Genomic DNA, 22,247 nt, shown 5'->3' with positions numbered 1-22,247 from the left:
CTCTGGAATCGAGCAAACGCAGCGAACGGGTGCTTCGGCGGGCCGCACTGTGGAGATGATAGCAATTGGTCAATGTCCGGTATGGGGTGGCACCTGCCATTCGCGCAGCGTTTCGAAAATGTCAGCAATTGGCCGAATGCGGAAGTTGACTGCAAGTGGGAGGCCACCGGTCATCCTTGCAAAATGTGGACACTGCCCATGCAGGTCCATTGCAAAGGCAGCGAAGAATGGGATTTAGCAGATGCCACACATCGTTCGTTACGCAGAACTGTTCCCTAACGGATTTGATCGGTGGTCGGCTGCACGGGTATCTTGAAACTGAATGTCGTCACGTTGTTTTCGCAGGCGACCTCGATCCGGCCGTTGTGTGCTGTGGCGATGGACGACACGATGTAGAGCCCAAGTCCGAGCCCTTCTCCCGCGGCGTGATTGCCGCGCCGGAACGGGTTGAACAGTTCCTGCCGCAATTCCTCAGGCACGGCGGGACCATTGTTTGCCACGCAGATCTCGATGCCGTCGTTGCCGATGAACCCATGGACGCGGATGGGCGTGCCGGGGGTGCTGTATCGCACAGCGTTGGATAGAAGATTTGAAATTGCTTGCGCCACGCGCGGGGCATCGCAACTCACGGGTTGGTCGAGTCTCAGGTCAAGCTCGATCTCATGCTCGGGCGTTGCGGCCACGGCTTCCTCAACCACCTGCGCAATGGCCTCGGCAAGTGGGGCATTGGTCTGGGCCGAAATGCGGATGCCGCCACCCAAGCGCGCCTTGGCGTGGAGCATAATGTTTTCAATCAAATCATTCATGCGGCGTAGCGAAGAACGCATCATCGGAAGAATGGTCTGCGCCTTTTCGGTCATGGGTTCGGTGCTCAGCTGCCTGAAGCCAGCATCAAGTGCGGCAACGGGGTTTCGCAGGTCGTGACCCAAAACCGCAACGAACTCTTCTTGGATACGGCTCAGCTTTCGCTCGTGGGCGAGCATGTCCTCATGTGCTTCCAGGCGTTCTTCTGTTTCGAGGCTTTGACCTATAATTTCGGCAAACATCTCCAGCATCGCTATTGATCGCGGCTGCTTTACGTCCCGCGGTTCTGGGTCAATCGCGCAAAGCGTGCCAAAGAATGTCCCGTCACTGCGAAGAATTGGGATCGAGGCGTAACTCACGATGCCGAATTTGGCCGCAATCGGATGGTTCCGATAAACTTCATCCGTCGCCGTGTCGTTGAAAACGACTTTGTTCGATGTCTCGCGAACAGATTTACAAAAGGTCGACTGGATCTCGATTTCGTCGCCCGGGTTCAAACCAAAGTTGACCTCGTCAACGGTGCGACAGGCGACCCAATGATTGTCGGTCACCCGCGCGACGGCAGCAAATCGCATGTTCGTGGCCAGCATGATGGTTTCTAGAATGGTACCGATCAAAGCGCTATCGGCCAGCATCTCGATGTCATTCTGGAACTTGTGCGTCCCTTCCAAATAGGCAGCGTGATCCTGGATGGTCGCTTGCCGCTCGGTTAGATCATTCACTCTGATTTCCTCACCCTTGGTCCTGTAACCGGACGCGCGTGCGAACTCATAACGATACAAGGCTTACCCAAAAGCCACGATAGTTGGATTTACGAGGCACAGGCAAGACACCAGAGCGATACATTTCGCGCACCATGCTTGAATTAATGCATCGAATTGTAAGGGAACTCGCGGACGTTACTGACGTTTTATGAACCCTGATTATTGGGTGCGTCATGCACATTGAGATCGCTCGCTGCTTCGCTTGTTGCGCCGCTGGTATGGTTCAGGACCCGGAAAGGGCCGCGCGTGCCGTTGTCGTGGAGTTGCCGCTGCGTGTCGCGGCAGTCGGCTCTGAGCTCTCTGCGCTGGTTCAAGCCATTGCATTTATTGCGATTCAATGTCTCAACTGCCATTTGGGGCGGCACAAACAACTCACGCTCGGCAATTGCGCAATATCGCCGGTAGCGCATAAGCTCGGTCGGGGTAGGGTAGTACCTTCAACTCGACCCAAATGAGACGCCGGTTCAAATGACGAATGCGAGACTACCGAGTGAGTGACGAATATCTATGCGCGATCGAAGACTACGGCCAACAGTCATCCGAATTCCTGGGGGTCTTTGACGCGGAATTGAAGCGGCTGCACACGCTGCGGCCGTTTGGTTCCAGTGGAATAAGAAAGGCGCAGCCGGTTGATGGGGTGATCTATACCTTCCCCCACCTCGCGAACAGCGTAAAGGACGGTACACCAATCGCGCTGATCGACGCTGAATCCGGTCGGGAACTCGCCCGCGAACGCAGTTTCGTTCTGCCCGAACAGATCGTTCACCTCCCGCGAAACGGTATGATCGCGGTCATTGGCGGGCTGGCCGAGGTTGAGTTTCGCGACGCGCGCACACTCACGCTGGTCTGGACCTGCCGACCTAGAGTGGTAATTGACCCGTCCGGTACGATCGAACCCGTGCCGAATGATTGCATCGTCTCGAAAGCCCCCAGAGGCGCAATCAAACCGCTGCACTCTCTGGCCGAGGGTCCAGACGGTATCGTGCGCATGCCGCTCACTTCGCCGCACATAACAGGCGTTTTTGAAATCAACCTTGCGACGCGCAGATTCCAATTGGTGCCGCTTGATCCGGGCCCGGACGATTTGGGGTTTAATGGCGGTTTTACCTCGATTAGCCCCGATGGCCGCTGGGGAATTCGGGAAAGCGTAAAGTTACAGCTCGAACCCTACGAGCGCCCACAAAGCAAGTATGGCAAATGGTTTCTGGTCAGCCGCTTTTTCGAGATCTGGGATCTGCTTGGCCACCGCAAACAGGCGGACATAACGACTGCCCCTCAGCCGGTTCTGGTTTACGATCGGTCGCGTGAGGAAGCACTGTCCTACTACGGCTCTTTGCGCTCTGGCGACGGGCCACGCGGGCTCTGGGGGCTGATTGGGATAAGTCGCAAGAAAAAGCTGCGGCACGGTGACGAAGACAACCGCCACAAACAGCGCAAGACCCTGATCGGTGAGAGACAACGATTTCATTGGGAGCCCGATAGCAAAGGGGTCTGGCTGGTGCGACGCTACTCAATGATGCGCGTGGATTTGGATGGGGCCGCCGGACCGCTGATCTTTCCGGACCACGGTTTGGGCGATGCGCAGCGCGCGGCGTTGCAGGGGCGGCAGGAGGGCGTTGATCTAGGAGTAGGCGAAGTGCACCACCACGGCACGGGCTGCGAACTGATCCGAAGCGTGACCAAGCCGCGACCAGATATGGTGCGCTTTGATTTCTACAACAGAATTCAGGACCTGCCTTTGCCGTATAGCCATAGCGACGCCAACGGCCCCGTCCACAGTTTCCCAAAACTGAAAGCGCGCGACATCGAGGCGCAATTGCGCGCGTTGATCCCCGTGAAAGGCTGGACACAAAGTGGTGTTGATGACGCGCTTGTCGACCTCGAGGCGCGTATCAATGCCGGTTTGGAAAACCTTGCGTCGGGCAATGGGCTTACCTTCATTTTCAAGCTGCGCGGCACGTTTCTGGATGAGTGGACCTTTTTCGAAAGGCTCAACAAAAAGGGCCTGGTGAATGTCTCGTTACTGCGCGACCTCGTGACCGCGTGGTGTGACGCGCAGGGCGACAAACAATGGTATTTTACCAGCGACGAAACCCGCGCTGCTGGTCCGATGTCGGGGGCATTGGCGTGCTTGGCCCAAAACGATGACAGGTGCCACGATCTTCTTCGCCGCTACTGCCTAACCCGCGACGGAGAGCATGAAATCTATGCCCGCGACACGGTCCTGCTAGGCTTCATCAAAAGAAGTAGGCTTACCGATCTCGACACGTTGCGGTTGGCGATCTTCTTTGTGTTGCTGCGCGAACAGGACGGACAATTTTCGGTCGAGAACGGAAAGGTTGTTTATCCGTGGGGCGAACTGGGCATTCTTCCAGCCGCCCGTTCTTTCATGAAGCCCGACGATTTTGCAAAGGTCGTCACCGATGAGGCGGCACATTGGGGAAGGCGCGCGGAGGTAATTGTGTCTGAAATCAATGGGTTGGTTGACATGCTCAATGTGTCCGACCCGTGGGATGCCAAGGTTCATTCCGCCCTTCGCAGCTAGCTAGCGATCATTGCCACGGTTATGTTCCTGCGTTAACAGCGCGCATAGTGTCTTGGCGGCTGACACTCGCCTCGGGGCCCTGCAGTGGCCAGCTTTGCATCAACCCCTCGATAATAAACGAAATTTCGCATTCGCGCCCTTTTTAACCCTGAACGGCCGGCTGCGGCGCGAAGGCCATTTCACCTTTATAACGCCCCAAGGCGTTCGCGGTACCGCACCGGTGGAACACCCATGGTTTTGCGAAATTCGCGCCGGAACGTTTCTGCGGAGCCAAATCCGCAGGATTCCCAGACATCGGGCAATGGAATTGACCCGTTTTCCAGCAACTCTGCCGCGCGCGAAATCCGCTCACCCTTGAGCCAGGTCAACGGGGTTGTGCCGGCCTCTTCATGGAAACGGCGTGCAAGGGTGCGACCGCTCGTGGCGGCGGTGCTTGCCATGCGCTCGATCGACCAGTCCTCATTCAGCGAGGCACGGATTTGGTCCTGAAGGGCCGCCAAACCAGAGCCGACGCGGGCCTTTGGTTCGGGGCGGGGCACAAACTGGCGTTGGCCGCCGTCTCTCTGAGCCGGCAGTACGAGGCGGCGCGCCACAGAGGCCGCCACCTGTGCCCCGTAGTCCTGCCGTATGATGTGGAGGCCTAGATCCAACCCCGCCGCTGAACCAGCGGAGGTGAACACGCGATCATTTTCGACAAACAGCACGTCTGGATCAACCGTCAGGTCAGGGTAGAGATCGGCGAGCTTGTCCGTGTAGCGCCAATGCGTTGTAGCGCGTTTCCCGCTAAGCAATCCCGCCGCGGCCAGAACAAACACGCCTGAACAGATCGACGCGACGCGCGCGCCGTTGTTGTATGCGGCGCGCAGGGCGGCGCAGAGCGGCTCGGGCACAGGCGCATCTGCCCCGCGCCAGCCGGGGACGATAATCAGGCTGGCCTCCTGCAGAAGGTCAAGGTTGTCGTCTGCATCCAAAGTGATGCCGCCGAGCGCGCGGATCGGTCCCGGTTCGGCCTTTACGGTGGCAAATCGATACCAGTTTTCGAATTCGGGTCGTGGCAGGGCAAAAAGCTCAACCGCAATTCCGAATTCGAACGTGCACAAACCATCATAGGCAATAGCGCAAACCAATGGGTGTTTCGCAGCGCGAGGGGCGGGCTCTGACATCTTGGCAGTATCTGACCGTATATTGTCTATTCTGCCAGTATCGCGAATTTTCGATTGATGACAAGTCTGTCCTGGCAACGCAAAACGGAGACCTGACCATGTTGAACCAAACGGAACTATTGACCGCGATAGAGGCCTATTTCGACGCGATCCATGGCTGCGACACGGCAAAGCTGAACGCGGTATTCCACCCCCAGTCCAGTCTTTTTGATGCGGACAATGGGACGGTTTTTGTCGAGCCGATTGACAGTTTCAGCCGTGATGTGGGCACCCGTGTGTCACCTGCGAGCACAGGTCAGAAACGCGACGCCGAGGTATTGATGATCGACTATCTCTCGCCGGTGAGTGCCGCGGTCAAAATCCGAATTCGGGCCCACCAGAGTATATTTGTCGATCACCTCGGCTTTGTAAAAGGCGCGGATGGTTGGCAAATCGTTTCCAAAATCTGGCACCTCGAAAGCACCATCGATAGCTAACGGGCCGCAAAATAATCCCAATTCACACGCGTATTTAAAATGGGTGAAATATGATGAACCGTACCCCCGTCAATCCATGGAACTGGTCTTTGAACCTCGGTTATAATCAGGGCGAGATTATTGAGGGCAGCACACGCCACCTTATCGTTTCCGGCCAAACTTCAGTGGACACAGAAGGCGCACCGCAACATGTCGGCGACATGCGCGCCCAGATCGACCTTTCTCTGAATAACCTCGAAGCAGTCTTGAAAAGCGCTGGAATGGATTTGGGCAACATTATCCGGCTCGGCGTGTTTGCGACCGACGTCGATGAAGCCCTGAAGAATTTCGACCTTTTTGGCATGCGCTTTGGTCCAATTCAGTGTTCCCCGCCGATGACGCTCCTTGGCGTCACTCGGCTCGCGATACCGGACCTCCTATTCGAAATCGAAGCGACCGCCGCGGCGTGAGAGGGGTGATTCATGGACGCCATTCAGCAGAGACAGCTGAATGGCGACTGTCATGCGCGAGGAGGGTGTGAGCGGCTCAAAATCAGGCGCAAATTTTCGTACGGGGAGTGTGGACCAACTGGTACAGGTGGGCTGCATGAAGTTTTTGTAACGGCGCGGGTTCGCGATTGCGGGCTTTAGTATTTCTGATATCCATGAAATATGGAAACATTGATTCCCTCCCGACTATCTACTCTCGGTCATCCGCAGCGGTTGGCGATTTTTCGGCTGCTCGTGCGGCGCTATCCCGACAGGGTACCCGCAGGTGAATTGGCGGATGCGCTGGGGCTGAAGGCATCCACGCTGTCGGCCTACCTGTCCACATTGATGCAGGTGGGGCTGGTGACCCAGGAGAGGGTCGCGACCTCCCTTCGCTATTCGGTTGATATGACGGAGGTACGACAGACTTTTGATTATCTGCTCCTCGACTGCTGCCGCGGTCGACCTGATCTTTGCGCTCCCGCTTCAATGCCAAATTCGTCGGAACCCCAGCCCATGTTAGATCGCAAATACAATGTCCTGTTCATCTGCACCGGCAATTCGGCCAGATCGATCTTTGCCGAGTCGATCCTGCGCAAAACTGCCGGTGACAAATTCAATGCCTATTCGGCGGGGACCCGTCCCGGGTCTCAGTTAAATCCCTTTGCCGTTCAGGTTCTTAAGGACAAAGGCCATGATATTTCGGTGCTGCGATCCAAGGATGTGTCGGAGTTTTCCGGCCCGCAGGCCCCGCAATTCGACTTTGTCTTTACCGTCTGCAATCAGGCCGCCAATGAAGAATGCCCGGCATGGGATGGTCAGCCTGTCACCGGCCATTGGGGCATGCCCGATCCGGTCAAAGCCGAGGGCAACGACGCGCAAAAAGCGCTCGCCTTTCAGGAGGCCTACGGTGCTTTGAAGCAACGTATCGACCTGTTCACCGCGCTTGGTATCAGATCCCTGGACCGTCTCACGTTGCAGGGGCGGATTGACGACATTTCGCGCAGCCCATCGGAGGAAACGTCATGACGACCTATGCTCTGAACGGACTTGGTCGCATCGGCAAGCTCGCCCTGAAGCCCCTGTTGGAACGCGGGGTCAATATCGCGTGGATCAACGATGCTGTTGGCGATCCGCAGATGCATGCGCATTTGTTGGAGTTCGACACCGTCCATGGCCGATGGGACGCCAGTTTCGACCATGATGAGGGCAGTGTGACTATCGATGGCACGCGGTTGCCCTTCATCGGCACTCGGGACCTGTCGGCGCTGCCTCTGGATGGTGTCGACGTGGTGATCGATTGCACCGGTTCTTTCAAATCAGAGGCCGCTCTGGCGCCCTATTTCGAGGCGGGTGTGAAGAAGGTGGTCGTCTCCGCACCAGTTAAAGACGGCGGTGCGGCAAACGTGGTCTATGGCGTGAACCACGACATTTACGACCCCGCCACACACCGGATCGTCACGGCGGCGAGTTGCACCACGAACTGTCTCGCGCCGGTGGTCAAAGTGATCCATGAGGCGATCGGCATCCGCCATGGCTCGATCACCACAATCCACGACGTAACGAACACCCAGACCATTGTTGACCGGCCTGCAAAGGACCTGCGCCGCGCGCGTTCGGCGCTCAATTCACTGATCCCGACGACCACCGGGTCGGCGAGCGCGATTACATTGATCTACCCCGAACTCAAAGGCCGGCTGAACGGCCATGCGGTCCGCGTGCCACTGCTGAACGCATCGATCACCGATTGTGTTTTCGAAGTCGAGAGGCCGACAACCGTCGAAGAGGTGAATGCGCTGTTCAAATCGGCGGCCGAGGGGCCACTGGCAGGGATCCTCGGCTATGAGGAGCGGCCGCTTGTGTCGGCTGATTACACCAACGACACGCGATCAAGCATTGTTGATGCGCCCTCCACCATGGTGGTCAACGGCACGCAGGTGAAGATCTATGCGTGGTACGACAACGAGATGGGCTATGCGCATCGTCTGGTCGATGTCGCGCTAATGGTGGGGGCTTCGGTTTGAGCACCCAGCCGTCGCCCGCGCGACAGGACGGCCTATCCGCCTATGTGGCGGTCACTGCGGCCTATTGGGCATTCATGCTTACCGATGGGGCGCTCAGGATGCTGGTCCTGCTGCATTTCCACACGCTGGGATTTAGTCCTGTCCAACTGGCCTACCTGTTCGTGCTCTACGAGATTGCGGGCATGGTCACCAATCTTTCCGCAGGCTGGATCGCGGCGCGGTTCGGGTTGACCTCGACACTCTATGCCGGCCTCGCAATTCAGGTGTTGGCCCTGATCGCATTGGCCGGGCTCGATCCGGAGTGGGCCCTTGCGACATCGGTTGTTTTTGTCATGCTCGTACAGGGTGCGAGCGGGGTGGCCAAGGACCTTGCCAAGATGTCGTCGAAGTCGGCGGTGAAGGTATTGGCGCCTCAGGAAGATGGCGGCCTCTTTCGCTGGGTCGCGTTGCTCACGGGGTCGAAAAATGCGGTGAAGGGTCTCGGGTTCCTGCTGGGCGCGGCGCTATTGGCGGGACTCGGCTTTGTCTGGGCGGTGTTGGTGATGGCGGCGGTGCTGGCGGTGGTTCTCGTCGCTGTTCTGATCGCCATGCCCGCGGGGCTTCCCAAGGGCAGCAAGGGGGCGAAGTTTTCGCATGTCTTTTCGACCTCGACCAATGTGAACTGGCTCAGCGCCGCGCGCGTGTTCCTGTTCGGTGCACGCGATGTGTGGTTCGTGGTCGGCATACCGATCTATTTCTACGCCGTATTGTCCGACGGCACGGAGGAGGGGAACCGCGCGGCTTTCTTCATGATCGGGGTATTCATGGCGTTCTGGATCATCCTCTATGGCGCGGTTCAAGCATCCGCTCCTCGTGTTTTACGGGCCGCGACGCGCGGCGAGGCGGATCTGGTCCGTGCCGCAAAGGGGTGGGCATGGGCCCTGGCCGTCGTCCCCGCCGTGCTGACCGGCGCGGCTTTACTGTCAGACAGCCCGCAGACTTGGCTGACGGTCACGCTTGTGGGCGGGCTTTTGGCCTTTGGTGCGATCTTTGCGGTCAACTCGGCGCTGCATTCCTACCTGATCCTCGTATTTACAAAGGCGGAGCGGGTCACGATGGATGTGGGTTTTTACTACATGGCGAATGCTGGTGGGCGCTTGATGGGCACTGTCTTGTCGGGCTTGACCTATCAGCTCGGCGGGCTCACGCTCATGCTTGCTACGGCGGCTTTGATGGTGGCGGTGTCGGCGCTGGTTGTGGGTCGTCTTGACCCGAATTCCTCTGGGGAGATCATGCCTTGAGCCTGTTTGAGCGTTATCTCTCCCTCTGGATCGCCCTCGCCATAGTGGCGGGGATCGTCATTGGCAATGCCGCACCCGCCCTCGTCGGGGCAATCGCCGCGGCCGAGGTGGCCAACGTCAATCTCGTCGTCGCGGTGCTGGTCTGGGCCATGGTCTATCCCATGATGGTGGGCGTCGATCCCGGTAGCTTGCGGGGCGTCCTCAAGCAGCCAAAGGGCCTTGCGATCACCCTGATTGTGAACTGGCTAGTCAAACCCTTTTCCATGGCCGCGCTCGGTGTCCTGTTTTTCGAAGTGGTGTTTGCTGACCTGATTGCCCCCCAAGATGCACAGCAGTATCTGGCCGGTCTCATCCTGCTTGGGGCGGCGCCCTGCACGGCGATGGTGTTCGTCTGGTCGCAACTGACCAAGGGCGACGAGAGTTACACGCTCTTGCAGGTGTCGGTGAATGACGTCGTGATGGTGTTTGCCTTTGCGCCCATCGTCGCCTTTCTCCTCGGGGTGACGAACATTTTGGTGCCGTGGGAAACACTGGTCCTGTCCGTGGGCCTCTTCGTGGTGCTGCCCTTTGCGGCCGGCTATGCTACGCGGCTTCGATTGGGCAGTGCCGAGCGGATCGACGCCTTCCGCAGTCGGGTGAAACCATGGTCTGTCATCGGGCTGATCGCGACGGTGGTGATCCTCTTCGGTCTTCAGGGGCAGGTGATCCTCGACAAACCGCAGGTCATCGCGCTGATTGCGGTCCCGATTCTGATCCAGTCCTATGGCATCTTCGCGATTGCCTATGCCGCTGCATATGCATGGGGTGTGCCTCATCGGATCGCGGCGCCCTGCGCGTTGATCGGCACGTCGAATTTCTTCGAACTGGCGGTCGCGGTCGCGATCAGTCTCTTTGGCCTGAACTCCGGTGCTGCGCTGGCGACGGTCGTGGGGGTGTTGGTCGAAGTGCCGGTGATGTTGTCGCTCGTGGCCTTTGCCAACCGCACGCGGGCAAAGTTTTCCTGACCCGCATTCTGGGTTTGATCACACAACCTTACGGGCTCTTGCTCTTCATCGTGTCGAGCATCACCCGCCAACCCGTAGGGCGCATCGTTCGCGAGGTATGGCCGTTTAAAATCGCCTTGCTCGTCGCGCTCGGGATTATCACCTTTGTCCCTGACTTCGAGCTCTGGTTCCCGCGTTTGTTGGGGTATCAGGGGTAAAGATCGGCCAGATTACGGGGCGTCGGTGTATTGTTCTTGGAGCCTCGCAAGCCTGTCGCGCGCTTTTAGCCGGTAGGAAGAGGGGGGCGCGCCCATGTATTGTTTGAACATCCGTGAGAAGAAATAGACATCTCGGTAGCCAACGTCCGCGGCGACTTCTTTGACGGACCGGCCAAATAGCAGACCGTGTTTGGCGGCCTCCATCTTTTTCAGTTCGAGAAACTTCTGCGGCGTGAACCCGAGGCGGTCGCGAAAGGCGCGTCTGAAATAGTCGCCATTATAGGGAACCGCCGCCAGTGCGGTGTCGAGCGTTGTCTCACCAATCGGGTCACCGGACAGTTTCGCCGCGCAGAGCATGATGTGCAGCGATAGGGCGTCACGGCCGTCCATGGCGCCAACAGCATGATCGCGCCAGCCCAAGAAGGCATCCTGCAGAAATGATAGGAGGATGGTCATGAAGTAGTGGTGCTGCGTCAGTGTCGTTGACCACCGTGGCACTGTGGCGTGATAATTGTGGATGAGCGGGGCGAGATAGTCCCATCCGGACAGAGTAACTTTTGGCGCCAGATCCATTTGCGACACCATGTCGACGTGGCCGAAAAGGTCGAGCGAGAAGTGCTGCGCGATACCTGTGTAGAGCGGCCCTCCGCCATGTTGCCCGCAGAAACGAGTGCCCGCAGGGATGAGCAAAGCGTCACCCGGGTGCAGGGTATGGGTCTGGTCCGCGATGTCGTAGATCGCCGACCCCGTGAGGCAGATGACGAGGTCATGGTCGGGATTCGATTTATCCACGCGCCAGTTTTCGGAATGGGACATTTTGATTGTCGAGCGCGCCAATCGGACCCGCAACGCGTCTGCGGGGATGCCATCGAAGGGGCCAGTTACGATTTCGTCCATGTTTTTGTCTTCTTCCCTTCATTTCACCGCCCGACGCCGCGTGCATAATGAACGCAAGGACGGTGTTGAGCAGTTTAGAAACAAGAAGGCCAACACCACAAGGGAGGAGACGTGCTGATCAGCATGGAAAAACGGCGGAATTCGCCGCGGGACAACTGGTTGGCGCTACACAATATGCACTTTATCGAAACTGATCATTTCAGCGGCGCGAAAGCCGTATCGGTGCGCCATGGGTGGTGAGAGCCGTTTCATGGGGCTCGCGTATGTGATGCCTTATCTGGTGGGCCTGTTGATTTTCACGGCCTTCCCGTTTTTGTATTCATTTTATCTGTCGTTCACCGATTACTCGTTGATGAGTGAACCGACGTGGGTCGGGGCGAAGAACTACGAAAAACTCTTCACGCGCGACCGGACCTTCGACAAGTCTCTCAAAGTGACGCTGATCTACGTGTTCACGACAGTGCCTCTCAAGCTGGTGTTCGCGCTGTTTATTGCGGTGATCCTGAATTACCGCCTGAAGATGATCGGGTTTTTTCGCACGGCCTACTATGTGCCGTCGATCCTGGGCGGTTCGATCGCGATTGCGGTGCTGTGGCGCTACATTTTCGCCGATACCGGACTGGTGAACATGTTTGTCACCGCGCTCGGGTTTGAAGCGATCAACTGGTTCGGGGATAAGGCAAACGCTCTTTTCACCATTACGCTTCTAAGGATGTGGCAGTTCGGCTCCGCGATGGTGATTTTCCTCGCAGCGCTGCAATCCATTGACCGGTCGCTCTATGAGGCATCCGCAATTGACGGTGCGAATGCATGGCATCAGTTCCGGTTTATTACCCTGCCGCTCATCACGCCGGTGATCTTTTTCAACATGATCATGCAGACCGTTCAGGCGTTTCAGGAATTCAACGGACCCTACATCATCACGCAGGGCGGGCCGCTAAAATCGACCTACCTGTTGCCGCTCTATATCTATGAAAAAGCCTTTAAAAACTTTGATATGGGCTATGCGTCGGCGATCGCATGGGTTCTCTTTGCAATCATCATGGTGCTCACACTCGTGGCCTTCTGGTCGTCGAAAAAGTGGGTCTACTATGCCGGCGACAAGCGGAGCTAGAGCCCATGACAACTGTATCCGAAACCATGACCACACAAGACGCCGCCCGCGCGGTGCAGGCCAAGCTGGCCCGACGTCGCCGCATCTCCGCCTCGATCCGCTACGCGATTCTGGCCGGTGTTGGTCTGATTATGCTCTACCCGCTGATCTGGCTCATCGGCGCATCGTTCAAAACCAACAGCGAAATTTTCTCGAGCCCGAGTTTTATTCCCAAAGATCCGACCCTTGACGGGTATATCGAAGGGTGGAAAACCTCGACGCCTTACACCTTTGCGCGGTTCTTCTGGAACACGTTTCTGATCATCTTCCCGAAGGTTCTCTTTACCGCGATTTCTGCGACGATGGTGGCATACGGGTTTGCACGCTTTGAGTTTCCGGGCAAAAAGATCCTCTTTGCCTCCCTGATCGCGACGCTCCTTTTGCCCAACGTCGTGACGCGCATTCCGCAATATCTTCTGTTTCGCGACATCGGCTGGCTCGACAGTTTCCTGCCGCTCTGGGTGCCGTCTGCTTTGGCGGGGGATGCGTTCTTTGTCTTCATGCTGGTGCAGTTTCTGCGTGCGGTGCCGCGCGATATGGAGGAAGCCGCGCGCGTTGACGGGGCAAATTCGCTCCAGACGTTGGTCTTTATCGTGGTTCCCTTGCTCAAACCGGCAATCATTTCGGTTTGCCTGTTCCAGTTCATGTGGACGATGAACGATTTCCTCGGCCCACTGATCTACATTTCATCGGTCGAAAAATATCCGGTGAGCCTCGCGCTTAAACTGTCAATCGACACCACGGAAGCGTTCGACTGGAACAAGATTCTGGCGATGTCCGTACTCGCCATCACACCTGCGCTTGCGGTGTTCTTCATGGCACAAAAATATTTCATCGAGGGGATTTCCTCAGGGGGAGTCAAAGGCTGATGGCGGGTCTAACGATAAGAAACGTTGAGAAAACCTACGGCAACGGGTTCAAGGCCGTGCACGGGATCAATCTCGATATTGAAGACGGTGAGTTCATGGTTTTCGTCGGGCCATCGGGGTGCGCGAAGTCCACGACATTGCGCATGATCGCGGGTTTGGAGACGATCACGGGCGGCGAGGTGCGCATTGGCGACACGATCGTGAACGATCTGGCTCCGGGCAAGCGGGGCATTGCCATGGTGTTCCAGAACTACGCGCTCTACCCGCATATGAAGGTCAAAAACAATCTCGGCTTCGGCCTGCGTCTCAAACGGCGTCCAAAGCCGGAGATTGCGGAGGCGACACAGGCCGTTTCCGGCATTCTCGAAATCGGGGAACTGCTTGAGCGGTTGCCAAAGGAATTGTCAGGTGGTCAGGCCCAAAGGGTCGCGGTAGGGCGTGCTTTGATCAAGTCACCTGACGTGTTCCTGTTTGATGAACCCCTTTCCAACTTGGATGCAAAGCTGCGCGCGTCGATGCGTGTGCGCATCACGGATTTGCACAAACGCCTGCGCGCCGAGGGGCGGCCCGCGACGGTCATTTACGTCACCCACGATCAGGTCGAGGCGATGACAATGGGTGACAGGATTTGTGTGATGAAGGACGGCCATATCATGCAGGTGGCCGATCCTGTCACGCTCTACGAGAAGCCCGCGAATGCCTTCGTGGCCGGTTTCATCGGAATGCCGGAGATGAATCTCGTCGAGAGTATTCTGGACGCGTCCAGTGGGGGGGCGAATCTGTCCATCGGCGCTCAGACCCTTGATGGGGGCACCTCATTGGGATCGCGCCTCAGCGACCAGCCGAGCGCGGTCACCGTCGGAATTCGCCCCCAGCACCTCGCACAGGTGCCGCTGGGAACGCCGAACGCCCTCGAAGGGGATGTGCGCGTGATCGAGTTCATGGGGCACGAAGTCAATTTGCACGTCGAGATCGAGGGCCATCCGTTCATCGCTGTCATCGACGCAGAAAAATACGATCGCTCGATCCAGCGCGGCGACCGTGTCGCGTTGTCCGTTTTGATCGAGCGTCTCCACGTTTTCGACCGCGCAAGTGGTTTGAACATATCGCTGGGCGGGGCCTGAGGGAGGGCCCCGTTCTACACCTGAAACCGTTTCGATAAAATCTGGGAGGATACAATGAAACGATCAACGACTGCATTAGCCACGGCACTGGCTCTCACCGCACTTTCCGCGAATGCTGCCGACCTGCGCATGAGCTGGTGGGGGGGCGATAGCCGCCACCTCGCAACGCAAGAAGCGCTCAAGGTTTGCGGAGAGAAACACGGCCACACGGTTGCGCCGGAGTTCACAGGTTTCTCGGGTCACCTCGAAAAGCTCACCACCCAGCTTGCTGGCGGCACAGAGGCCGACATCATGCAGGTGAATTGGCCATGGTTGCCTTTGTTTTCGATCAACGGTGACGGTCTTGCTGATCTGAACGCCCTGTCGGGAACACTCGATCTGTCCAACTGGACGCCCGAGCAACTCGGTGCGGCGACCATGAACGGAAAACTGAACGGCCTGCCGGTTTCGACCACCGGGCGCGTCTTTATGTTCAACAAAGCCACCTACGACAAAGCGGGTGTGCCATTGCCCAAGACCTACGACGATCTCGTGACCGCTGCAAAAGCGTTCAAGGAGAAGTTGGGCGAAGATTACTATCCTATCGATATCACCACGCTAAACGCGGTTCTGATCGTGTCCAACTATATCACGCAGAAAACGGGTAAGGACCTCATCGACCCCGCAACGAACACAGTCGCATGGTCCGAAGATGAGATCACTGAAGGTCTGAACTTCTACCAGATGCTCGTCGATAACGGTGTGATGCGTTCCTGGAAGGTGGCAACCGGATCTGGCATTTCGAACCTGTGGGAAAACCCCGCATGGTCGGAGGGTCGTATTGCCGGCTCCTATGAGTGGGACAGCACGTACTTCAAATATTCGGACACGCTTGGCGAAGGTCAGGAACTCGTGCCCGTCAACATTCTGTCCGTCGAAGGTGGCCAGACCGAAGGCGTCTATCGCAAACCTTCCATGGTGTTCGCGATCTCCCAAAATTCGGAAAATCAAGAAGCCGCAGCTCAGGTCCTGAACTGTCTGCTGAACGAGCCCGAAGGCATCGCCGCTCTGGGTGCAACGCGTGGTTTGCCAGCCTCCAAAGCGGCCTCTGCGCAGCTGACAGAAGCCGGCACGATCGATCCCATTCTCGTAGATGCCAACAACATCGTCATGGCGTCGACCGGACCGAATGTATCGCCCTTCAACGAACATCCGGAAGTCCGCTCGGTGTTCACCGACACCCTGGAACTCTTTGCCTATGGTGAAATCAGCGCAGAAGACGCGGCTGACGAGATGATCCTCGGGATCAATGAAGTTCTCGAAAAATACTAAGGCTGACTAAGTCCATAACACTACCGTTCGCGCGTCGTTCAGACGCGCGGGCGACCCACGGGGCACGCGGGCGCTGACCTGTGGCTCAATGAATTCCTATGTCACACCGGAGGCCGACGCGTGAGCGATTTCATCGATACCGTTTTGCGCCCTAGCGTTGTTACGCCGCGCTATGGCGTCATGATGCTCGGTGGCTTGCGTTACACGTCACCGCATCCTGTTTTCTATCGGCTCGACGGGCCAGAAGGCACAGTGGAAGGCGAGACAAATACGGCCGTTATCCGGCTGCCCAATTTGCGGCCCGCGCAGGACTACCGCCTCACGGCAACAGCCAATGGCGAGGTGATGACGCTGTCTTTCGAGACACCGGTTTGCGCGGGTTTGATTGATGCCCGCGACTACGGCCTGTCGCAGGAAAGCGACGATAATGCTTATGCAATCCACCGCGCTGTCGCGGCCGCTCCTGATGGGGGGACGGTCTATATTCCTGCGGGAAGATTTCAGACGACGCCGCTGTTTCCAAAGGGAAATATTACACTTCACCTCGATGCGGGCGCCGAACTCATCGCTCATTCTGATCGGGACAAATATGGCAACCTGTACCCTCGCGATCCCGATGGTCGCATGCTCGGGACGTGGGAGGGTTTGCCTGCGCGCTGTTATGCTTCCTTGGTGAGTGCGATCGATTGTAACCATTTGTCAATCGTCGGTGACGGGGTGCTGAACGGTGGCGGCGCCGAGGGTGATTGGTGGACGTGGCCCAAAGAAACGAGAAACGGCGCCCGCCGCCCGCGCACTCTCTTTGCGACGCGCTGTGCCAATCTTCAGGTGGCGGGAATAACGGTGCGCAACAGCCCGTCTTGGACGGTCCACCCGGTGCAATGCAAGGGGGCGGTTTTTTCGGGGCTGACGATCGAGAACCCGCCGGACAGTCCCAACACCGATGGTCTCAATCCGGAAATGTGTGAGGAAACTTTGATCGAAGGCGTGCGGTTTTCTGTGGGGGACGACTGCATCGCGATCAAAGCAGGCAAAAGCGGGCCAGACGGCGAGGACGACCACCTCTTTGCCACGCGCGGTGTGATCATCCGGCAATGTAGGATGGAGCGTGGCCATGGAGCGGTCGTCATTGGCTCCGAGATGTCGGGCGATGTGCGCGACGTTTCGATAGATGCCTGTGAATTCACCGGAACAGATCGTGGTCTGCGCATTAAAACGCGGCGTGGTCGTGGGGGCAGGGTGCAAAACATCCAGCTCAGAGATGTGGTCATGGATAATGTGGAGACCGCATTTTCGGGCAACGCGCATTACTTTTGCGATCCCGACGGACATTCCCGCGCTGTTCAGGACCGCAATCCTGCGCCCGTCACCAAGACGACTCCATCGGTCACAGATATTTCGATCGAGGATGTAGAAATAAATGATCTGCATGTGGCGCTCGCGGCTTTTCTGGGCCTCGCCGAGGCGCCTATTACCGGCGTCCATCTGTCAAACGTGCGCTACCGATTTGCACCCAACGCGAAAGAAGGGGTCCCACTCATGGCCGATGATGTAGCGAAGATGCGACATGTCGCGATCTGGTCAGAAAACGCGCAGATCGCTGCCGACCAAGTTGTCGAGTTGTCACCGACGGATGGGGTGCGGACATGACCCAGTTGCTGACCTATTTCGATGCATTTGCCGCGCGCCATAAACCTTACAAAGGTGGTGCGTGGTGCTACGAGGATGGTTTGGTCTATGCCGGTCTCCTCGCGCTGCATGATGCGACGGGCGAGGCGCGATGGATCGACCATGCGGAACGGATGATTGCAGGTCAAATCGGTGCCGATGGCACTCTGTCCGGATATGAACGCGACGAGTTCAACATTGACAACATTCTTCCGGGTCGTGCGGTTCTCGGCCTCTACAAAAAGACGCAAACACCGATCTACCTCGCGGCGGCTGAAGTTCTGGCGGATCAACTACGTGATCACCCAAAGACGAAATCCGGCAATTACTGGCACAAGAAACGGTATCCTTGGCAAATCTGGTTGGATGGTCTGTACATGGGCCTGCCGTTTCAGGCCGAATACGGGTTGGTGACAGGCAAGGATGATTTGGTCGAGAACGCGTTGTCCCAGATGAAACAAGGGCTCGAGGTGACTTTTGTCGAGCGGACAGGTCTATACGCCCACGCCATTGATGAGTCCCGTAAACAGCTTTGGGCGGACCCGCAGAGCGGGCAGAATGCGGCCCATTGGTCGCGCGCCATCGGGTGGCTGGTCATGGCGCTGGTGGACTTGCGCGAAATGGTCGGGGCAGAGCGGTTTGACGCCGCGGGTCTCACAGCGCCAACTCACGCGCTTCTTACGCGGTTGGCGCAGTTGCAGGGGCAGTCGGGGTTTTGGCAACAGGTGACTGACGAACCCGATCTGGCACGTAATTACGATGAAAGCTCTGCTTCGGCGATGTTTGCCTACGGGTTTCTCAAGGCGGTCCGTTTGGGCCTATGGTCGTCGCCACAAGAAGGCGAGGCCGCCTTGGATGCGCTGGTTACATGCATGATGGATGGATCGCGAGCCGCGCAAGGAGTGGGGTTTGGCGGCATCTGTTGGGTCGCGGGACTGGGTGACTACAATGGTCGTTTCAGGGACGGAACCGCGGGCTATTACGTGCGTGAGGATATCGTTGAGGACGACCCGAAAGGTGTCGCGCCTTTGATGGCCGCCACGGCGGAAGCGATCCGCGCGGGTCATCCGCTCGCTCAGCCGGGTGCATCCTATGTCGCCCCGAAAACGCGCAGCTACGGGTAAAGCACGGCGTCGCGTACTTGCGCGGCGCGCAAGCCATCGCATTTTCAATGTCGTTCGGAATTTATCTATGTGGCTGCGCCCGTTTGCGGATTTGGGCGCACGACTTAAACGAATCTTCACTCCTCAAAGTCATGTCTCATGTCTATGGCCCCATTTCGAACTGGTGAACAGGTCGAGCGGTGCCAGTAGCCGGTTACGCCGTGGGACCGATACGCGACTTGAGGAGCCTGGATATGAAGATCTTTTACCGAGTTAAGTTGGCAAAAAAACTGCCCGCAATCATGATTGGATTGACGGCTCTCGCGATCATTATCGCAAATGTCGTGTCCTATCGGGGTGCTGCCAAAATGCTCCTCGTCCAGGCTGAGGAGGGGCTACAATCCGTTGCCGAAAGCCGAGCTCTCGAGATTTCGTCGTGGTTTGACATGATCAACATCGATGTCCGGTCTCAATCCGAAAACCCGACCGTCATGACCGCGATACGCGGCTTTGGCGAAGCGTGGCGGAGCCTCCCAAGAGGCGACAAAAAGGGCTACCTGCAGAACGCCTATATCGACGAGAACCCTCACGAGACCGGCCAGAAACACAACCTCGATTTCGCCGATGACGGGTCGGCGTACAGTCAGGTGCACAAGATCTACCATAGCTATTTTCGCAAACTCGTAGAGGAAAAGGACTACAGGGACGTCTTCGTTTTCAATACGGCTGGGGAGTTGATCTATTCCGTGGCCAAAGCGCGTGATTTCGCGTCCGACTTTACCTCGGGCGAGCTTAGCGAAACGGGCCTCGGGCGTGTGATCCAACAGTCTCTGGCTGACCAGAACTCGCAAATCTATTATTCTGATTTCGAAGCCTATGGCCCTTTTAATGGCGCACCTGCGGCTTTCGTTGCCACGCCGGTTCGTGATCGCAACGGCAAAATTGTAGGTGCGATCGGCTTTCAAATGTCAAACGACCGTATCGACACCATCGTCAACCGTCGTATCGGATTGGGTGAAAACGGCGACAATTACCTCGTCGGAATGGATGGTCTCCTGCGGTCGAACCGATCCCGTGGCACCGGCGACGATGTCATCAAGACCCGCGACGACACCGAGGCTGTGCGTTTGGCGCTTTCTGGCGAGGCTGGCGTTCTTGTCGCAGAAAAGGTTGATCCCGACACTGGTAACGTCACCGAAAACGCGGTCGCCTATATGCCGTTTAAGCACCACCATGTGACGTGGGCCTTCGTTGCAGAGCAACCTGTGTCAGACATTTTGGCACCGGCAAGGCAGCTCAGAACGACCATGCTGTGGCAGGGCGCACTTATGATCCTCGTAGTTGCAGGCATCGCATATTTGATTGCGCGCGCCATCTCGCGACCTCTGACCCGCGTTGAGAAATCGATGCTGTTGGTGTCTGATGGCGACTACGACACGTCAGTTCCCGAAACCGATCGCGCTGACGAAATCGGCGGTATCGCTAAAGCACTTGATGCCTTTCGTGCCGCGCTTGGTCGGGCCCAGAGCGCGACACGCGATGGTCTCTTTAAAGGCGCCGCATTCGAAGGTTCTTCTGCTGCGCTCATGATGGTCGACCGTGATTTTAACATCACCTATCTTAACAGTGCTGCTAACGATCTCATGCAATTACAACAGGACACGTTCCGCAGCCATATTGCCTCCTTTGACCCTGATGGAATTGTGGGCACGAATATCGACATGTTCCACGCACACCCAGAGCGGGTTCGCGCCATTCTCTCAGACAAAAATAATCTTCCTTACAGTACTGATCTGAAGGTTGGTCGAACGTACTTCTCAATCTCCGTAAATGCGGTCAGCGATGCCAATGGCGAACAAATTGGCTGCGTTATGGAATGGAAAGACGTCACAGCTATTCGCACCAATGCGGCGATTATTAGTGCCCTCGAAGCGGATCAGGCGAAAGCCGAATTCGACCTCGACGGATGTCTGGTTGCGGCAAATTCGAATTTCACCGAGATTCTTGGAGAAACACCTGAAACGTTGCAAGGTCGCAGTCAGGCAGAGATCTTTGATTTTGACCCCGTAAAGGCTGAAAAACATGGTGCGATTTGGGATCGGGTGCACGACGGGGAGAGCATCTATGGTCGTTTCAACCTGCGCGGAAAGGATGGTGCTGCGTCCATGCTCGACGGAACTTTCTCACCCATCAAAGACGCGAACGGTAAGCCTGTCGGTCTTATCCTGGTCGGCAACGACGTGACCGAGAGTCAAACCGCACTGCGTGAAGCAGAAGAGCTTCAATTGCGCACGAAAGTCGAACAGGACAAAGTCGTTGACGGGCTTCGTGTGGGCCTCAAGCGGTTGGCGGAAGGCGATCTTATGTCGCGCATTGAGACACCATTTGCCCCTGAATATGAAACGCTGCGGTCCGATTTTAATCTCGCAATGGAAAACCTCTTCGGTGCCATGCGAAGTGTGGTTGAGAACGCTGACATGATCCGCGGTGAAGCGTCAGAAATTTCGAACGCAGCGGACGACCTTTCCCGGCGTACGGAAAAGCAAGCAGCGACATTGGAAGAAACCGCAACTGCCCTGGACGAACTCACATCCTCTGTGAAATCTGCCGCAGACGGCGCTCACCACGCTAGCGACATGGTCAAGTCCGCGAAAACGAATGCCGAGAACTCTGGACAAATTGTTCAGGAAGCTGTCGAGGCGATGAGCCAGATTGAAACCTCTTCGAACCAGATTTCCAAAATTACGTCTGTAATCGACGATATCGCGTTTCAAACCAACCTTCTTGCACTCAATGCAGGCGTCGAAGCCGCGCGAGCCGGCGAAGCGGGGCGCGGTTTTGCAGTGGTTGCTTCGGAGGTCCGCGCGCTTGCCCAGAGATCTTCGGATGCGGCCAGAGAAATCAACGATCTCATTTCCAAGTCTGGCGTCCTCGTCAAACGAGGGGTTGGATTGGTCGGTGAGACCGGTGATGCGCTACGGGGGATCGTCACCTCTGTTACTGAGATTGCGAACAACGTCTCCGAGATTGCTGTTTCTTCAAAAGAACAGTCGGCTGGCCTCGCCGAGATCAATGCTTCCGTTAACCAGCTTGATCAAGTGACGCAGCAGAACGCGGCGATGTTCGAGGAAACGACAGCCGCCAGCCATGCGCTTACACGTGAAGCGGAGAATTTGACGGTGACGACGTCGCGGTTCTCGATCGGGGCCGCAAATGCCGCAAATTCGACCGCGCCGGTTCATGTCGATTTCAAGGCAGCCAAAGCCGCCGAGATCCAACGTGCTGCAGGCCCAGCCGTCAAGCAAACGGTCAACGCACCCACTCCTAAGCAAGTCGTAGAAGACGATTGGGAAGACTTTTGAAAGAGGGAAGGCCTCGCCACGGACGCTATTAGACAC

Annotated in this window: 18 protein-coding genes; 15 read left to right on the top strand and 3 right to left on the bottom strand. The window is 57.1% G+C overall.

Features of this window, described 5'->3' with window-relative positions:
- Positions 1–275: 275 nt before the first annotated feature.
- Positions 276–1,526: a GAF domain-containing sensor histidine kinase gene (locus ABD815_RS14805; protein ID WP_344848433.1), complete on the bottom strand. Its 1,251-nt coding sequence runs from the start codon at positions 1,524–1,526 to the stop codon at positions 276–278.
- Between the two features lie 532 nt (positions 1,527–2,058).
- On the opposite strand from ABD815_RS14805, the gene ABD815_RS14800 reads away from it, so the two are divergent.
- Positions 2,059–4,113, top strand: coding sequence for a hypothetical protein (locus ABD815_RS14800; RefSeq protein ID WP_344848431.1), 2,055 nt, complete (start codon positions 2,059–2,061; stop codon positions 4,111–4,113).
- Positions 4,114–4,298: 185 nt separating this feature from the next.
- On the opposite strand, the gene ftrA is transcribed toward ABD815_RS14800, so the two are convergent.
- The gene (gene ftrA, locus ABD815_RS14795; RefSeq protein WP_344848429.1) at positions 4,299–5,276 is read right to left on the bottom strand and encodes a transcriptional regulator FtrA; all 978 of its coding nucleotides are present in this window, start codon (positions 5,274–5,276) and stop codon (positions 4,299–4,301) included.
- 98 nt (positions 5,277–5,374) lie between these two features.
- Here ftrA and ABD815_RS14790 point away from each other — a divergent pair, with 98 nt between their 5' ends.
- The 7 genes from ABD815_RS14790 to ABD815_RS14760 all read left to right on the top strand — a co-directional run bounded on the left by ABD815_RS14790 (position 5,375) and on the right by ABD815_RS14760 (position 10,724).
- On the top strand, positions 5,375–5,752 hold the full coding sequence (locus tag ABD815_RS14790) for a nuclear transport factor 2 family protein (RefSeq protein WP_344848426.1): 378 nt from the start codon (positions 5,375–5,377) through the stop codon (positions 5,750–5,752).
- Positions 5,753–5,802: 50 nt separating this feature from the next.
- Entirely contained in the window at positions 5,803–6,201 is a 399-nt protein-coding gene (locus ABD815_RS14785; protein ID WP_344848423.1) for a RidA family protein, read from the top strand.
- 201 nt (positions 6,202–6,402) lie between these two features.
- A complete protein-coding gene (locus tag ABD815_RS14780; RefSeq protein WP_344848420.1) occupies positions 6,403–7,248 on the top strand; it encodes an arsenate reductase/protein-tyrosine-phosphatase family protein in 846 nt (281 codons plus the stop codon).
- A complete protein-coding gene (locus tag ABD815_RS14775) occupies positions 7,245–8,243 on the top strand; it encodes an ArsJ-associated glyceraldehyde-3-phosphate dehydrogenase (RefSeq protein ID WP_344848417.1) in 999 nt (332 codons plus the stop codon). Before ABD815_RS14780 ends, ABD815_RS14775 begins: the two co-directional genes overlap by 4 nt.
- Positions 8,240–9,523: an organoarsenical effux MFS transporter ArsJ gene (gene arsJ, locus ABD815_RS14770; RefSeq protein WP_344848414.1), complete on the top strand. Its 1,284-nt coding sequence runs from the start codon at positions 8,240–8,242 to the stop codon at positions 9,521–9,523. The genes ABD815_RS14775 and arsJ overlap by 4 nt, the downstream gene beginning before the upstream one ends.
- A complete protein-coding gene (arsB, locus tag ABD815_RS14765; protein WP_344848411.1) occupies positions 9,520–10,527 on the top strand; it encodes an ACR3 family arsenite efflux transporter in 1,008 nt (335 codons plus the stop codon). The genes arsJ and arsB overlap by 4 nt, the downstream gene beginning before the upstream one ends.
- Positions 10,528–10,541: 14 nt before the next feature.
- The gene (locus ABD815_RS14760) at positions 10,542–10,724 is read left to right on the top strand and encodes a TRAP transporter large permease subunit (RefSeq protein ID WP_344848409.1); all 183 of its coding nucleotides are present in this window, start codon (positions 10,542–10,544) and stop codon (positions 10,722–10,724) included.
- A 12-nt stretch (positions 10,725–10,736) separates the two neighbouring features.
- On the opposite strand, the gene ABD815_RS14755 is transcribed toward ABD815_RS14760, so the two are convergent.
- Entirely contained in the window at positions 10,737–11,621 is an 885-nt protein-coding gene (locus tag ABD815_RS14755) for a helix-turn-helix domain-containing protein (RefSeq protein ID WP_344848407.1), read from the bottom strand.
- A 250-nt stretch (positions 11,622–11,871) separates the two neighbouring features.
- Between ABD815_RS14755 and ABD815_RS14750 the strand changes: the two genes are divergently transcribed.
- The 7 genes from ABD815_RS14750 (at position 11,872) to ABD815_RS14720 (ending at position 22,211) form a co-directional block, all read left to right on the top strand.
- Positions 11,872–12,735 (top strand): carbohydrate ABC transporter permease, encoded by an 864-nt coding sequence (locus tag ABD815_RS14750; protein ID WP_344848403.1) that lies wholly within the window; start codon positions 11,872–11,874, stop codon positions 12,733–12,735.
- 5 nt (positions 12,736–12,740) lie between these two features.
- Positions 12,741–13,643, top strand: a complete 903-nt coding sequence (locus ABD815_RS14745; RefSeq protein ID WP_425549864.1) for a carbohydrate ABC transporter permease — start codon at positions 12,741–12,743, stop codon at positions 13,641–13,643.
- On the top strand, positions 13,643–14,767 hold the full coding sequence (locus ABD815_RS14740) for an ABC transporter ATP-binding protein (RefSeq protein ID WP_344848400.1): 1,125 nt from the start codon (positions 13,643–13,645) through the stop codon (positions 14,765–14,767). Before ABD815_RS14745 ends, ABD815_RS14740 begins: the two co-directional genes overlap by 1 nt.
- A 54-nt stretch (positions 14,768–14,821) precedes the next feature.
- Positions 14,822–16,078: an ABC transporter substrate-binding protein gene (locus ABD815_RS14735; protein WP_344848397.1), complete on the top strand. Its 1,257-nt coding sequence runs from the start codon at positions 14,822–14,824 to the stop codon at positions 16,076–16,078.
- A 120-nt stretch (positions 16,079–16,198) separates the two neighbouring features.
- Positions 16,199–17,728, top strand: coding sequence for a polygalacturonase PglA (gene pglA, locus ABD815_RS14730; RefSeq protein ID WP_344848395.1), 1,530 nt, complete (start codon positions 16,199–16,201; stop codon positions 17,726–17,728).
- The gene (locus tag ABD815_RS14725) at positions 17,725–18,870 is read left to right on the top strand and encodes a glycoside hydrolase family 88/105 protein (RefSeq protein ID WP_344848392.1); all 1,146 of its coding nucleotides are present in this window, start codon (positions 17,725–17,727) and stop codon (positions 18,868–18,870) included. The genes pglA and ABD815_RS14725 overlap by 4 nt, the downstream gene beginning before the upstream one ends.
- 233 nt (positions 18,871–19,103) lie before the next feature.
- The gene (locus tag ABD815_RS14720) at positions 19,104–22,211 is read left to right on the top strand and encodes a methyl-accepting chemotaxis protein (protein WP_344848390.1); all 3,108 of its coding nucleotides are present in this window, start codon (positions 19,104–19,106) and stop codon (positions 22,209–22,211) included.
- The last annotated feature ends 36 nt before the right edge of the window (positions 22,212–22,247 follow it).

It is taken from the genome of Celeribacter arenosi (genome assembly GCF_039539485.1).
In the GTDB taxonomy this organism is placed as follows: domain Bacteria; phylum Pseudomonadota; class Alphaproteobacteria; order Rhodobacterales; family Rhodobacteraceae; genus Celeribacter; species Celeribacter arenosi.
Note: the sequence above shows the minus strand (reverse complement) of the source record. Positions and strands in the feature narration are given on the sequence as shown.

Excerpts from the sequence above, each read along its gene's own strand:
- ftrA (WP_344848429.1), bottom strand. The coding sequence starts at position 5,276 with ATGTCAGAGCCCGCCCCTCGCGCTGCGAAACACCCATTGGTTTGCGCT.
- ABD815_RS14790 (WP_344848426.1), top strand. The coding sequence starts at position 5,375 with ATGTTGAACCAAACGGAACTATTGACCGCGATAGAGGCCTATTTCGAC.
- ABD815_RS14785 (WP_344848423.1), top strand. The coding sequence starts at position 5,803 with ATGATGAACCGTACCCCCGTCAATCCATGGAACTGGTCTTTGAACCTC.
- ABD815_RS14780 (WP_344848420.1), top strand. The coding sequence starts at position 6,403 with ATGGAAACATTGATTCCCTCCCGACTATCTACTCTCGGTCATCCGCAG.
- ABD815_RS14775 (WP_344848417.1), top strand. The coding sequence starts at position 7,245 with ATGACGACCTATGCTCTGAACGGACTTGGTCGCATCGGCAAGCTCGCC.
- ABD815_RS14755 (WP_344848407.1), bottom strand. The coding sequence starts at position 11,621 with ATGGACGAAATCGTAACTGGCCCCTTCGATGGCATCCCCGCAGACGCG.
- ABD815_RS14750 (WP_344848403.1), top strand. The coding sequence starts at position 11,872 with ATGGGGCTCGCGTATGTGATGCCTTATCTGGTGGGCCTGTTGATTTTC.
- ABD815_RS14745 (WP_425549864.1), top strand. The coding sequence starts at position 12,741 with ATGACAACTGTATCCGAAACCATGACCACACAAGACGCCGCCCGCGCG.
- ABD815_RS14740 (WP_344848400.1), top strand. The coding sequence starts at position 13,643 with ATGGCGGGTCTAACGATAAGAAACGTTGAGAAAACCTACGGCAACGGG.
- ABD815_RS14735 (WP_344848397.1), top strand. The coding sequence starts at position 14,822 with ATGAAACGATCAACGACTGCATTAGCCACGGCACTGGCTCTCACCGCA.
- ABD815_RS14725 (WP_344848392.1), top strand. The coding sequence starts at position 17,725 with ATGACCCAGTTGCTGACCTATTTCGATGCATTTGCCGCGCGCCATAAA.
- ABD815_RS14720 (WP_344848390.1), top strand. The coding sequence starts at position 19,104 with ATGAAGATCTTTTACCGAGTTAAGTTGGCAAAAAAACTGCCCGCAATC.